The organism is Trueperella sp. LYQ141, from assembly GCF_046599555.1.
GTDB lineage: Bacteria > Actinomycetota > Actinomycetes > Actinomycetales > Actinomycetaceae > Trueperella.
In genome coordinates, this window is the sequence record NZ_JBKIWQ010000007.1 from 38,086 (window position 1) to 53,469 (window position 15,384).

Genomic DNA, 15,384 nt, shown 5'->3' on the forward strand with positions numbered 1-15,384 from the left:
ATCGGGTTCTTAGGCTAATCGCAGTAATTACATATCCGCCAGGATCTACGATAGGCACTAGGGTTATTATCCATTTACAGGTAAAACACTAGATATAGCCTGAAAGCCTGATATTACAGACCGCCACGCATACAGCGGATTCCGTCATTACCCACTAGCGCTAATAGGTGCCGCTGGCGTGCAATCGCCGCGATATTATCGAAAAAGCTTACGGATCCGTTGCGGCGAGACTTTCATTGCAGTGCCGAGCTGCTGGGCAAATAAGGATACGCGCAACTCCTCAATCATCCATTGCGCCTGCTGGCACGTGCGCTCGCGTTGGGCGTCATAGGATTCCTCGCGGGCCTGGGCGCATTGCTCGTTAACGAACTCAGTTATCTCGTCAATATGATCGGCCAGTTCGTCATCGGTATCAGGCTGAGTGGCAGCTTTTGCGAGCCGAAGCTGTGCAGCATGGATATAGCGGGGCAGATGTGCCAGATATTCTTCTGGGGTGCCCGAGATAAATCCTGGATAGAGCAACTGTGCCAGATGGTCGCGCTCGTCCGTTACCGTGTTGAGCATCGATGTGCTGGAATGAGCCCGTAGGGCACTATCCGTCTGGCTGAGGGCGCTCATAATTTTCGCAACAATATTGACGATACGGTAGATCTCATCTTCCAGGCGAAGCCGCACGTAACTGCGCAATGCCTCAAACTGGCTGCGCTCGCGGATAGTTCCGATGCCCTGATGATTTTCCCGCCCCCACTTATCGGCAATATTGCGGCAGGCGGCAAACTGGATATCGGCGATCAGCTCAGCCGTGGTGGGATAGGGGGTACTTGCCAAAAGCAGGGATTGCGTGCCGTTCCACCGCGTGCTGACTCGGGCGTCAGGTAAAGCCAGATCCGCGGCTAATAGCCGGATTATTCCGAGGCGATGGTCGCGAGTTTGGCGGGCAGGATCCGTCAGGACCCGAATACTGACGCTATTAGCGGTAGCACCATTATCTACTAAGGCAGGATAGCCGCGCACGGGCGCACCGGAGGAGTCACGACTTTCCACCGTAAGCGGCAAGGAGTCGGCCTGTGGCCATTGGTGTAATTCGTCCATCGGGATACGGGGAAGTGCTGCTAGCCCCTTTGAAGCATCTGAGGAGCCCGACGAGGAGACTTGGCGCTGTTCTTCAAGGGCCTGTGCAACTGCGCCGCGCACCACGGTTTCCACAGCAGATCGGGTGCGCGGGGCTAATGCGCGCTGCAGATAGGATAGCGAGGGGCCTTCGTCGAGCACCGCTCCGCGTTCGGAACGGATACGGAATTGGATACACAAATGCGGTGGGATGATGACGTCGTTCCACACCTGTGGATCAATATCAATATGGCGCAATTCGCGTACCGCCTGGGTGATGGCATGTTGGAAGTCGCAGGGGGCTGGCTCGCCGGTATGTGGTCGAGCGGTAAGGCGGCGGGCTAGTTCGCGGGCAACATCGGGGGCCGGAACCAGATGTCGGCGTATATTCTTCGGTAAGGCCCGGATGGTGGCGATGATGAGATCCTCACGCATGCCAGGGACGAGCCAGTCAAAGCCGTCATCGCGCAATTGCGGCAAAATCGTTACGGGAACATCAATCGTCAACCCGTCAGAATGTGATCCGGGAGAGAAGGTGTATTCGATAGGCAGACGGAATTCACCGCATACCCAGTGGGTTGGGAACTCCTCTTCGGATACGGAGGTGTTCCCTAAGAGGAACTCTTGGGTGAATGTCAGCAGGTCCGGGGAGTGCCGCTGTTCTTTTTTCCACCAGGAATCAAAATGCTGACCCGAGACGATATGTTCTGGCAGGCGCTCATCGAAAAAAGTGAATTGTGCAAGCTCGTCGGCAACAAGGCCGGTACGCCGTAGCCGCTGCTCAACATCGCGGGCTTTTTCTAAAGCTCGCAGGTTATCGGCAGCGAATGTGTGGTGGGTGCGCCACAGCCCTTCGACCAGACCGTGCCGAATAAACATATCGCGGGCGAGGTGGCGTGCTTCATCGGTACCGACGGAGGATAGGAGTCGGTGGCGATCTGCCACGATCGGTAGCCCATAGATGGTGGCTTTCTCGTGAACCATTGCCGCCCCAGATCTCGTTGACCAAAATGGTTCAGAGTATTGGTGTTTGATGAGATGGGCGGCCACCTGCTCAATCCATTTTGGTTCAATGCGGGCGACGGTTCGGGCGAAGAGTCGGGAGGTTTCCACGAGTTCAGCGGCCATCACCCAGGCGGGACGTGAGCGGTGTAGCCCAGAGCCCGGCCAGATAACGAAATGTGTGCCGCGCGCGCCCGCGTAATCTTTCACGCGGTCATCCCAGGATCCTAGATTGGAGAGCAATCCGACGAGGAGGGATTGATGGATGGCGTCAGCAGCGGGGGTATCCCGGGATTGCCCGAGTTGGTGAACGGCATGGGTGACGTCTCGGTTGTGTGAGGTGTCGATGAGTTCGTGTGCTGCGCGCGTGATCTGGGTGCGGCTTGGCAGGGTGATCGGGCGCAGTTTCATGCCGAGTGGATGGGCGAGTTGGCGAAGCTGGTCAACGACGTCTTGCCATTCCCTAAAGCGCAGCCAGTTAATGTATTCGGCACGGCACATCCGTCGGAAAGCTGAACCGGATAGATCGCGTTGCTGGGTGCGCAGATATCGCCATAGGTTCAAATACGCCAAAAAATCTGAGCTGCCTTCGGTGAAACGCGCATGGAGTTGATCGGCTTGGGCACGAAATTCTGCTGGGCGTTCCCGCACATCTTGGACGCTCATCGCGGCTACGAGCACCAGAACTTCGCTGGCGCATCCATTATCGACGGCGGCGAGGAGCATACGCCCCAGGCGCGGATCAATGGGGAGTTGGGCGAGAGTGCGCCCGATGCGGGTCAGGCGGTGTTCGCCACGAATCGCCCCGATTTCTTCTAGTAGTTGCAGGCCGGATCGCACTGCGCGCAGTTGTGGCGGGTCGATAAAGGGGAATTCGCTCACTGATCCCAGACGCATGGAGAGCATTTGGAGGATCACTGAGGCCAGCGAGGTTCGCAGGATTTCTGGTTCGGTGAATTCTGGGCGGGATTGGTAGTCGGCCTCAGAGTAGAGCCGAATGGCGATCCCGTCAGCAACTCGCCCGCAGCGTCCGGAACGTTGATTGGCGCTGGCTTGCGAGATGGGTTCGATGGGTAGCCGTTGGACCTTTGTTTTCTGGGAATAGCGCGAAATTCTGGCGGTTCCTGCGTCGATAACATAACGAATTCCCGGCACGGTCAGGGAGGTTTCGGCGATGTTCGTCGCCAAAACGATTCGCCGATGTGAATGTGGGGCAAAAATTCGACGTTGTTCTGCGCCGGAGAGCCGTGCGAACAGTGGGAGGATTTCGACGGCCTGTGGGTCGCGTGAGTGCGTTCCGGCAGTGAGGTATCGCGGGCCTAGTTCTTCGCAGAAGGCTTGGTCGGTGTCGTGGATTTCGCCTTCGCCGGAGAGAAAGACGAGAATATCTCCGGGACCTTCTGCCATGAGTTCGTCGGCGGCGGCAATAATGCCGCTGATTTGATCGCGGGGTTCTTCTTCGCTATCTGGGTCGTGTAAGGGGCGATAGCGAATCTCAACTGGATAGGTGCGCCCGGAGACTTCAATGATGGGTGCGCGCTGCCCTGGTTTTCCGCCTGCACAGTGTTGGCCAAAGTGTTCGGCGAAGCGTTCAGCGTCAATGGTTGCTGAGGTGATGATGAGTTTCAGGTCGGGGCGTTGGGGGAGGAGCCGCGCTAAATATCCGAGTAGGAAGTCGATATTGAGGGAGCGTTCGTGGGCTTCGTCAATGATGATGGTGTCATAGGCGCGCAGTAGTGGATCGGATTGGGTTTCAGCGAGCAAAATCCCGTCGGTCATGAGTTTGACGAGTGTCGTGGGGCTGACGTCTTGGGTGAAGCGAACGTGATAGCCAATGCTTTCCCCGAGGGTGACGCCGAGTTCTGCGCAGATGCGTTCGGCAACGGAACGGGCGGCGATACGGCGTGGTTGGGTGTGCCCGATCATGCCGGTGATGCCTCGACCGAGCTCTAGGCAGATTTTTGGGAGTTGGGTGGTTTTTCCTGATCCGGTTTCGCCGGCGATGATGACGACTTGGTTGTTTTTGATGGCCTCGGCAATGTCTGCGCGGCGGGCGCTGACAGGTAATTCTGCTGGATAGGTAATAGGGGAGGGGACGGCGGCGCGGCGGGCAGCGATGTGTTCGTTGGTGAGGCGGCGCGGGCGCGAATAGGCGCGGGAGCGAGAGGTGGAGCGTTGAGATTGCGCTCGCGATGCAGCGGTAACAGGTGGCTTTTCCGTGGAGGTAGCTGGGGAAGTGGTGGAGGAAATGGTGGGGGAAGATTCTGATGGCGTGGGTGTGGGGGCATCGGATGTGGGGGAGTTTGCCTGCGCGGATGCCGCAGGCAGCGTGGTAGCCGGGCGTTGGGATCGCCGAGCAGCTCGTCGTCGGTTATGTGCCCGAGACGAGGAGGAATGCTGTGAGTTATGAGAGGATTCTGCCATCGCCCCTATTGTGCCATGAACTGTGGGCAGACTAGGAGGCGAGGCTGTTTGCGGGATCGCTGGGTGCTCTGGTGGCGCGGCGAGGCACAGGGCAACAGTGGTTATCAGCTATACGTAAACTCGCTGCCCAGATTGCTCAATAGCTGCCTGAGAAACAGTTATCGAGCTATCAGCGGGTAAGTTATACGGCTTGTGGTTATTGGGCGGCTGGGTCTAGGCATTGCCCGCCAGCTTGGGCCCAGCTTGCGAATCCACCATCGAGGGAATACGCCGAAAATCCTAATTCGCGCAGGATGGCTGCGGCGTATTGGGAGCGCCGCCCGGAGGCGCAGTAGGCGATCACGGGATGTTCGGTGTTGAGAGTTGCGGCGGTGTGTGCGTTGAGATTTCCCAACGGAATGTGGGTGTCGTGGGCGGCATGCCCGTTGAGGCGTTCCTCGGATTCGCGCACGTCAAGGAGTTGTGCTCCGGCATTGGCAAGGGCAAGGGCTTGAGTGTGGGTGATTCGCAGGGGGAGTGAATCGCCGTTGTGTGTGTTTAGATCTGGCATGGGTGCTCCTCGTGTTGGGTGGTGAGCCTGATGGGGTGAAGGTTGTGGCGTGGTCATGACGCCGAAGGTCTGCCGTGCTCATGGCAGACGGTGAGCTGTGTTTATGAGGATAGCTGTTTTTCATGAGCCTTGTGTGTTCGTGTGGTGTGCCGTGGGTTTCATGCTGGGAGGGGATTCCTCTTATGTGCTTATGGCTAGATGGGTTCCGTCTAGCTGAGTTTGGTGTATCGCTAGGAGGGGCGGCGAGCTGTTCTCAGTGGGTGGGTGGTGGCAGGGGAGCTATTTGGCTTCTGCTGGTTTTAATGTGGCGCGGTAGTCACGTGGTTGAGTAGCTAGTTTTTGGCTGGGCGGTTGGCGATTACAGGTAGCGATTACAGGTGGCGTGGTAGTACGTGGTCGCAAGTTGTGTTCAGCGCGGTTATTGGCTGGAGTGTGAGCTGCGAAAATGAGTGTTCGGCAATGCGATACTCGGCAGCACGGTGTTTAACGACGGGTATTCAGCGCTTTGCCATTTGGTGATTTTCGTGGGTGAGACGGGCTGCCTGTCAGGGGGGGGCACGCGTGATGAGGTGGCGCACGGGCTTGTAATGCGGATGTGTTGAGGGGGATAAATACGGTTTGGTGGCGGAACACGCTTGGGCGCGGTCCACCACATCCTCGATGTGACGGAATACTATATCTGGTATCCACAAAAAATTTAGGCACAACATTTAGTGTTATCTGGAGTGGTCACAGAAAATAATGCGCGGAGCAGACCGCGCCTTTTTCGCGTTGACACCCAGATCCGATACGAGGAGGTTCTTCATGTCCGTGCAGACAGTCCGTAGTACCACACTCGTCCGTAAACGCGACGGGCGGATAGTCGCTTTCGATCCAGCAAAGATATATCGCGCGATGGAAGCCGCCCTCAACGCTCAAGGAATTGAGGACCACGAATTCCTCAGCCGAGCAACCACGGCAATAACACAATCTTTGGGTTCTGACACCCTCGACATCCCGCGCATACAGGCAGCCGTGGAAAACTATCTAATGACCTCGCCATATCCTGAGGTGGCGCGCGCCTATATTGAGTACCGCCACGACCGCGATATTGCCCGCGAACAAGCCATGGATATTCAACATTCCGTTGGTAAATTGCTTCACCGCGACGAAACCGTCGTAAATGAAAATGCCAACAAGGATGCAACCGTATTCAATACGCAGCGGGATCTCACCGCCGGTTCTGTGGCAAAAGCCTATGCCTTGAAGTACCTCTTGCCATCTCACGTCGCCAACGCCCACATCAAAGGCGATATTCACGTTCACGACCTGGATTATCAGCCTTTCCAGCCCATGACGAACTGCTGCATTATCGACATCGCCGGCATGTTGAAAGAGGGATTCCAGATTGGAAACGCCCGCGTCGAATCCCCGAAGTCCATCAATACTGCGACCGCCCAAGTCGCCCAGATCATCGCGAATGTGGCCTCCTCGCAATATGGCGGATGCTCAGTTGATCGCACCGACGAAGTCCTTGCCCCCTACGCGGAACTCAACTACGCAAAACATATGAAAGATGCGCAGGAGTGGGTGGCGGCCGATCGTCGCGAGGAATACGCCATGACGAAAACGCGCAAGGATATTTATGACGCGATGCAGTCCTTGGAGTACGAGATTAATACGCTGTATTCCTCAAATGGGCAGACCCCGTTCGTGACCTTGGGATTCGGTCTGGGAACGTCGGTTTTTGAACGAGAGATCCAGAAGGCAATTTTGAATGTGCGCATTGCCGGTATTGGGAAAGACCGCCATACGGCCATCTTCCCGAAACTTGTTTTTGGTTTGCGCCGAGGGGTCAATCTCGAACCGGATTCCCCGAACTACGACATCAAACAGCTCGCTTTAGAATGTTCAACCAAGCGTATGTATCCTGACGTTTTGAATTATGACACCTTGGTTGACATCGAAGGAGATTACAAGGTGCCGATGGGATGCCGCTCATTCTTGCCGAAATGGCGTGACCCGCAAAGTGGCGAGCTGGTGAATGCCGGGCGATTGAACCTGGGAGTTGTCACGCTCAATATCCCGCGCATAGCGATCGAAGCGCGCGGCGATATGGCACAGTTTTGGGATCTTTTTGCGCAGCGGATGGCAATTGTTCACGACGCCCTGTGCTACCGGATTCGTCGGTGCGAAGAAGCAATCCCCGCCAACGCCCCGATCCTGTACTTACATGGTGCGTTCGGCAAGCGCGCACCTGAAGGATCGCAGAGCGTCGCAGAGTTTTTCCGCGGGCAACGCGCTACGGCCTCCATCGGATATATCGGTTTATATGAAGCGGCGACGATGTTCTATGGGCCGACGTGGGAGAATAATCCGCAGGCGAAAGCCTTTACCGTGGAGATCGTGCGCCGGCTAGATGAATATGCGAGGCAGTGGCGTGCGGATAGCCCGTACTGGTTTTCGGTGTATTCCACTCCCTCTGAATCCTTGACGGATCGTTTCGCGCGTATGGATAAGGAAAAATTTGGCGCTATTGCAGACGTGACGGATAAGGATTACTACACGAATTCCTACCATTACGATGTGCGCAAGCAGATCACGCCCTTTGAAAAGATTGATTTCGAGGCAGTCTATCCGCGGTATGCCAAGGGCGGATTCATCCACTATTGCGAATATCCTAAGCTGACGTGTAATCCGGCGGCGCTGGAAGCCGTGTGGGATTACGCCTATGACAAAGTGGCATATTTAGGGACGAATACGCCGATTGATCGCTGTTATGAGTGCGGATTTGACGGAGAATTTCTCCCGACGGCCGCCGGTTTCACCTGCCCAGAGTGTGGCAATAGTGATCCGGAACGCTGTGACGTCGTCAAGCGTACATGCGGGTATCTCGGCAATCCTGTCAAACGCCCAATGGTTCATGGTCGGCATCAGGAGATCTCCGCGCGTGTTAAACACGTCAACGATCTGGGATGTTTGACGGCGAACTGACGGATAGCTGGTTGGGCAACTGATGGTAATGCATGTTTAGCGGCGGGTCGAGGCAATGCCTGTAAACGGAACGAAACCTGCAGGCAGTAGCGGCGAATCAGCAGAAATACTGGAGAATGAAAAGTCGCGACGACCTGGGTAATGGCAGACGATCCGGCGAAGAAAAGAGGGAACGTGGTGAGTGATCCGGTTGTGCGCAATGCCGACGGGATTCGCCTCCCAATGCCCCAACAGTGGGACGGGCGGCGCTTATGTGCTGGATATATTGCTGACTACAAGCCATTTAGTTTCGTTGACGGGGAAGGCGTGCGCTGTGCGCTGTACGTTTCCGGTTGCCCTTTTGCCTGCCCAGGATGCTACAACCAGGCGGCGCAGAGCTTTCGCTACGGTGAGCCGTTTAGCCAACAGGTGCATAGTCAGATTCTTGCTGACCTCGCGCAGCCATACGTTCACGGTTTATCGCTCCTTGGTGGTGAACCCTTTTTGGCCACGCCGATCCTTCTTCCACTTGTTAGGGAATGTCGGGCGCGGTACGGGCTGGAGAAAACAATATGGATTTGGTCTGGCTACACCTACGAGCAGTTATGCCAGGAAACCGAGGATAAACAGCAGCTTTTGCAGATGTGTGACGTCCTCGTTGATGGGCCTTTCATACAGCGCCTCTATCAGCGAGATTTACCGTTCCGAGGGTCAACCAATCAACGCATAATAGACCTACGCGCAACGCGAGCGGGAGGGGATATTGTGGAACGTACTGACCTTACCGATAGGTGAGCGAGCAGCGCGATCCCCGATGCGAGCAGAATGTGGCGGCACGGGACTGAGCTTATGGTGAATAGCGAGGGGCAGGTGAGGCTGGGTGGGCGCGCTATACTTGGTCAGCGCGCCCACCCAGCCGGCGCTAGCCAGGGGGGGGCAACGCAGGTGAATTGTGAAGAGGGATAGCTACGCCCCGCGATAGGGGTCCTCGGGGCGGGCAGATACCTCGGGAAGATATATCAGGCAACGTCACGGAAACGACTGTGGCGGCTGGAACATTACGCTCCAGCCGCCACAATCATTGTTGCGCTAGTTAGCGCACCTTAGGCGATTAGCCAGCAGTCACTCATTAGCCAACGGCAACCATAGGCGACCAGTTATGACCAACCTGCTTGGCAGGGCCGTACTGCGATCCGACGTTGCTGTAGAAGAACAGGTTTCCGTCTTCTCGGATACCGTACAGATCCATCAGACCGTCACCTGTGACGTCGCCCGGCACGAACGCGATCTGGAAGGTTCCCCATCCGTGACCCACTGTGCCAGCATTCTTCAACGTCAGTGCATCCGTGCCGCTGTATGCGTACAAGACGCCATCAGCACCAATACCGATCACGTCAGCATTTCCATCGCCAACAAGTTGACCGGCACCGAGGATCTGCCGCATTCCTGACCAGCCGTGACCGATCTTGACACCGTTCAACAGACCGTCTTGTGACAAGAGGTAACGGTACAGATCGCCAGTGGCAACATGGCGGGCGATCACGTACTGTGCGCCGTCGGAACCGAGGCGGCCAACGTAGGTGATGTTGTCAACCTCGTTCCAGTTCTTTCCAGCTTTCTTGCCATAGGTCAAGAAGCCGTCGCCTGCCGAGTAGTAGTAGTTCAACGAACCATCCTTGTACCGGACGAGCACGTCGGCGCGGTTATCACCGTTGACGTCGGAAATTGGCGTCAACGCCGTCACCTGCGACATGTCACATCCGACAACACCGCGGTATGCCAACTGACCATCGGCCTTACCCACGTAGAAGTGGAGGCGACCAGCGTTATCGACGGACCACAGATCGGCAGTGCGATCACCCGTTGCTTCACCCAACAGAGCGGTTGGGGTGGCTGGGGTAGCTGGGCGAGCAATAGGCGTGCAGGTATCCGTTCCAGGATTCGGGTTCGGCCCCGGATCCGGCTTAGTAGCTGCAACCAGCTCGTAGGTCGAGCGCGAGTAGCCCTCGAAAGTGAGCTTTCCATCTGCCCAGGTGGCATTGACCAAGACACGGTTTCCATCTGGTGTTACCAGGTAAACCTTCGTGCCCTCAGCCGCCGGAATAGAGATCGTGCCACGCTCAGTTGCGTAGGGATCCTTATTCGACAGCTTGACGATGGTGCCATTGTTTTCGGTGGTCACCGTCAGAGCGTCATCGGAGCGGAACGGACCAGTGATTGATACGCCCTTATCCGTTAAGGTGACGTTCTTGATCGCGATATTGACCGTGATCTTCTTCTCCACGGTGGATCCGTCAGCCTGGGTGGCGATGATCGTCACCGTATTTGCCCCCGGAACCAACACAGTGCCCTCAGCGAGCTTCACGGTGGTTTCGCCAGCGGCCGGCTTTGCCGAATCCTTAGCGATCGGATCGTCGTCCTCTACCTTGACCTGTTCGAGGATCTTGGCGCGCAAGCCATCCTGATCGGCCAGTTCCTCACGGAACATCTCGAAGGACATCGGATCTGGTGCGGTGATAACCGGATCAGCGTTAACCGTGAAGGTGACCGCCGAGGTGGTGACGTTGCCAGCCAGATCGGTGCTCGTTGCCGTCAGGGTGTACTGACCCTTCAACTTCGAGGTGTCGATCGTGTGGGTCAGCTCAGTTTCTTCCGGCTTGGTGACCGTTCCAGAAACGTCAGCCTTCTCGGGAACCTTGCCGCCGCTGATGTTCTTCAGCGCGTCCTCAACCGGGGTTTCCTTCGTGACCAGCTTGGTCTGCTGAGTCTCGTTGAGCACTTCGCCGTCCTTGCCGGTCAACCGGACGTTCAAGGAGGCCAAGTTAGGATCGCTTGCCTTCGTCACAACAGGAGCCTTATCGCGAACGACAGCGCCTTCAGCGACGGAGTGGGTGATCTGCGGAGCTGCCTCATCCAGCACCACCGGAACGAATGCCAACAGGGCATTGCCGAGGGTGTCGGTGAGCAGGATTTCCAAGATATTGCCATCGGCAACCTTGACAACCTGGTTGAACGCACGCTCGTTAGATACTGGCCCGTGGCCGGTGTAGTTGAACAGTTCGATTAGGGTCGAATCGTTGATCTTCAACGTGTAACCCCAGCCGTCATCGGAGGCCTTACCAGTGAAGGGGACGTCTGGCTTGTTGGTGAACAGTGTTCCACCGATCAGCTTCGGGCTATCGAACTGGATACTCGGCACAGCAGCATCGACAAACAGGCGCAGAACGCCGGTGTACATCGGCTTATCATCCGTGCCAATTACCTCAACCTTGAATGGGTTGATGCCCGTCTTGGCCGGAAGTTTGACGGTGATCTTTCCGTCAGCATCCGGAGTAACCTCAATCGGATCACCGGCAACGAAGCCGCCGTTTTCAACCCGTGGGCGCTGAGTGAAGATGATCTTCTTAACGCCAACCGCACCTTCGCCGCGCATGGTGAACACTCCGTCTGCGTAATCTGGAGAGCCACCCGGAACGAGACAGGTGGAGTACCCGTTCGAGCACTTTGCATTGGTGATATTCGGGATTGCCGTCTTGGGATCTGCCGGAGCGCGATCGTCAATGGCGACGGACTTAGTCGTCGTATTGACGCCATCACCAGCAACGACGGGGACGGCTACCTGATCGTCCTTAGGAGCGAAGGAGTATTCGAATGTGCCGTCAGGATTTACTGTGACGTCCTGATCGTTGACCTTAACCGTCAGCTTTGCCCCTTGACGTTCGTCAGCAACCTTGCCGCGGACGGTGACCTTGCCACCTTCTAGTGCGACGCCGCCCTTAGCGGTCAGGTTAGTGATCTCAAGCGTCGGTGGCTTGGAATCATACGTGACCTTGAGGGTGTCGTGAGCAACTTCTTTTCCTTCAGCATTCTTGCCGACCAGCTCAATGGTGTTCGGGCCTTCGGTAAGCGGAACGAAAGCGGTGAAGCGACCAGCAGTAATTTCAACTGGCTGACCAGCGACCGTCAGTTCTTTCACGGAATCAGAGACGAATCCCTGAATACGCAGCTTGCCATCGGAAACGCCATTGGTGGATGGGCCAACCAGACCGTCGTTGTAGAACTCGCGAGAGGAAACGATGATCGCGTCCTTAGCGAAAACGTATGATCCAACCCCCAGGGCGAAGCCACGATCCAAAGCGGATACCGTGACGGAATCCGTCGGCGAGCTGACCTTGATGGCGTAGCGGTTATTACCCAGATCGGTGTATTCCATTGCCTTACCGGCGGCGTCAACCACATCCGGAGCGGCAGCCAGACCAGAGCCTTCTTCGACAATCTTGACCGTCAGGACATTGTTTTCGTATGACTCAAAGACGATCTGCGGCGGGGTTCCGTCCACGCCAAAGGAGAAGTCGTAGGTCTGCCAATCGAATCCCTCACCGAGGCGAGCGGAGACGCGGTAGATATAACGACCATCAGCAACCGGAGTGAACTTACCTTGAGCGGCGTTCCACTCTAAACCATCGAATACATGGGATTCCGCAACGTGGGCAATATTGCCTTCTTTGCCGGCCTGGATTGCGTCGCCAGCGGTGACGCGGCTCAAACCTTGTTCGTATCCAATGGTGCGTACCGGAGTGCCGTCGGCGTGCAATACGTCGTACTTGACTTCGCTGGCATTGCGCATGAATACCAGAGCTGGAGCCACAACGTCAGCGTCGCCATCGCCATTGGGGGAGAGCCAGAATTCCGCGTCGGGCTTTCCGCTCAATGCGGCTAGACCCTTAACCGGAACGGTCATGCTCAAAACGGTGGTGACCAGAGTGGATTCAGACTCGTTGACGTCCTTTGCCCAGACCTTGCCTTCTTCGAGGATGATCCGTTCGGCGTTCCAATCGCCAACGAAGCCCAGATAAGGAACGGCGATATTTGGCGCGTCTTTCGTTGCGGATTCGAAGCGTGCCCAGCCCTCAATGAAGTGGTTGGTGGAGGTGTTCGGCGTCAGCGTGAAGGTCACGTTCGCCTTTGCACCCGGCTCAACCGTCACGGTGGACGCCGAAGCGGTCAGCGTTTCGCTGGAGATTGACGTGGTCGTCTTGGCATCCTTGGTGTTGGATTCGTTGAGGACCTCTTGCTTGGGGATGTTGTACGTCACCGGAGCAGTGCCAGTGTTCTCTAGCTGAACGGTGAAGTTCACCGGCCCCTTGACTTCGCGCAAGGAGACATCGCCAGAGCCGTTCACCGTAGCAAAGACGCTATTGCTCAATGCGAGATCAATATTGGCCAAACCAGCGCCAACTTGGCGTGGAGCAAGCGGGACCCCTTCTTTACTCTTCGGGATCATTGCCGTGTTCTGCAGGGCGATCTCGATGCGATCGGTTAGTGCCCGACCGGAGAGCCCCTGGAACTGATCCTTGTACTTCTCAACGACCAGCGCAGACAGACCGGAAACATTCGGTGCCGCCATAGAGGTACCGGACATAGTGGTGTACTTGTTGTTGTTGATCGTCGAGTACACCGAGCCGCCAACACCGGCGATATTTGGCTTGAAATCAAGCGTCGGCGAGGGGCCCCATGAGGTGAAGTCCGAAGCCTGCAGGCCTTCAGCGTTGACGATGACCTGCTGATCTTTGGTCAGCTTCACCGTGACGGTGTGGCCGGCCTTCAGGGCTTCCCGCATTGCTAAACCGTGGGAGCGGTAAACCGAGGCTGATAAGAAGGTGTACTTATCGAGGCCACCCATTGACAGGAAGGTATCGCCGCCAGCTTCCGAGTTGAAGACGATGACACCAGCGGCCTTGTTCTTCACCGCGTTGGCGTACTTATCCGCGAAGGAAATCTCACCGCGTTCAATCAGGGCAAACTTGCCGGTCAGATCGGTGCCAGCCGGGTAATCCTCGGGGCGGGATAGGCCGGCGTCGAAGAGCGGCCATTCCTTGCCGTCAGCTTCGCCGGTTGCCAAGGCATACGGCATATCCTTCTGGCTTCCATTGTCATTCCAGTAACCGACGGGGACGATGCGGTGGGAATTATCAATCGAGGCAACCGAGAAAGAGTCTGCCTGGATTGAGGGGGCGCCGAGCGTGCCGTCGTCGAGCTGCCCGAACATGTCATCGATTCCGCCCGTGGGGGAGAAGTTCAAACCGGAGTTACCGGCTGAAATCACAGCCAAAACACCATTGTCGCGTGCGGCAGCAATGGCGCGGGCAACACCGTCAGATTCGTTGGCGTGACCGTTTGGCGAACCGAGTGAAAGGTTCATAATATCGGCGCCGAGTTTGACCGAATCTTCAATAGCGGCAACGATATCGGCATCGGAAGCGCCGCGTTCACCCGAGTTGGAGAAGACCTTCATGGCCAGTAGCTGGGCATTCGGGGCAACGCCATCGATGCGACCCGTCTTTGCCGTATCCGGGGTTTCCGGACCTTCTGCGCCATTTGCTGCCACGATACCGGCGACGTGCTGACCGTGGTCACTGCCGGTGGTGTCGTGAATTTCCCAGTTATCGTCGGCGTAGTTGTAGCCGTAGGGAACTTTACAGGTCATGGAGTGGGTGGCATCGGGCTTGAGCTTGGATTTTTCACAGACTCCGTTATCGAGTCGCAGATCCTGGTGCGTGATGTCAACACCGGAATCAATAATGGCAACTACGGTTCCCGTACCATCAACGCCGTACTTGTGGAAAGCACTTGATACGCCTTCCATCTCGCGTGCGGAGGTCTGAGTGGGATAGTAAAGCCGTTCTTTACGGACGGATTCGACCTCCGGTAGCTGGCTGAAAGCGAGCAGCTTATCCGAGGGGATCGTCGCGGAGAAGCCATTGACGAGGTATGCGAACTGACGGTCAACGACCAAGCCGTATTCGCTCTTCCACTGGTCAATAAGCTGTTGTTGGGTGCTCAGTCGAGAAGACTCTGCCGATTCGGACAGAGTGGTCGGCTGATCTTTCAAAATAACAACGACTTTTTCGTTGTGCGGGGTTAACGCATCGCTGGCGCTAATTGTTGCGCCCGGCTTTGCGGGAGTACCGGCCGTATCGGAAAACGGCACGGGCTCTGCTGCGGCGGGCAAAATCCCAGCGGACAGGACGAGTGCTCCTGTCGCGCCCGCAACGAGTGCTCTTCTAAACGTTTTCATTGCTCCTCCATTTATCCAGAGTGGTGTAAGAATGCCAGAATCGGCAGGTTGACGAAAGAAACGTTCATTTTCTGAGATGTAAAACGCGGCAAAAAGCAGGGTATTCCCTGTGCGAAATCGGAAATAATAAACAAAGCCGCAATTTGGGCGCACGATTGTGATTGTTCTCCCTCTTTTTAACCGCCAGATACTGGCAGTAATGCAGGTTGGTATCAGGGATCGACGGGTAGATCTCGTAGAGTCAACCGCAGAGAATGAACGGCAGAAT

5 protein-coding genes are annotated in these 15,384 nt (G+C 56.4%); 2 read left to right on the plus strand and 3 right to left on the minus strand.

Features of this window, described 5'->3' with window-relative positions:
* Positions 1-195: 195 nt before the first annotated feature.
* Positions 196-4,536 (minus strand): ATP-dependent RNA helicase HrpA, encoded by a 4,341-nt coding sequence (gene hrpA, locus ACLHIJ_RS06525; RefSeq protein ID WP_411298749.1) that lies wholly within the window; start codon positions 4,534-4,536, stop codon positions 196-198.
* Positions 4,537-4,732: 196 nt separating this feature from the next.
* Positions 4,733-5,086: a rhodanese-like domain-containing protein gene (locus tag ACLHIJ_RS06530; RefSeq protein WP_411298750.1), complete on the minus strand. Its 354-nt coding sequence runs from the start codon at positions 5,084-5,086 to the stop codon at positions 4,733-4,735.
* Positions 5,087-5,890: 804 nt separating this feature from the next.
* Here ACLHIJ_RS06530 and nrdD point away from each other — a divergent pair.
* Positions 5,891-8,059: an anaerobic ribonucleoside-triphosphate reductase gene (gene nrdD / locus ACLHIJ_RS06535; protein ID WP_411297442.1), complete on the plus strand. Its 2,169-nt coding sequence runs from the start codon at positions 5,891-5,893 to the stop codon at positions 8,057-8,059.
* 141 nt (positions 8,060-8,200) lie between these two features.
* The gene (gene nrdG, locus ACLHIJ_RS06540) at positions 8,201-8,833 is read left to right on the plus strand and encodes an anaerobic ribonucleoside-triphosphate reductase activating protein (protein WP_411298752.1); all 633 of its coding nucleotides are present in this window, start codon (positions 8,201-8,203) and stop codon (positions 8,831-8,833) included.
* A gap of 334 nt (positions 8,834-9,167) precedes the next feature.
* Here nrdG and ACLHIJ_RS06545 read toward each other — a convergent pair whose 3' ends face one another.
* The gene (locus tag ACLHIJ_RS06545) at positions 9,168-15,116 is read right to left on the minus strand and encodes a S8 family serine peptidase (RefSeq protein WP_411296915.1); all 5,949 of its coding nucleotides are present in this window, start codon (positions 15,114-15,116) and stop codon (positions 9,168-9,170) included.
* Positions 15,117-15,384: the final 268 nt, after the last annotated feature.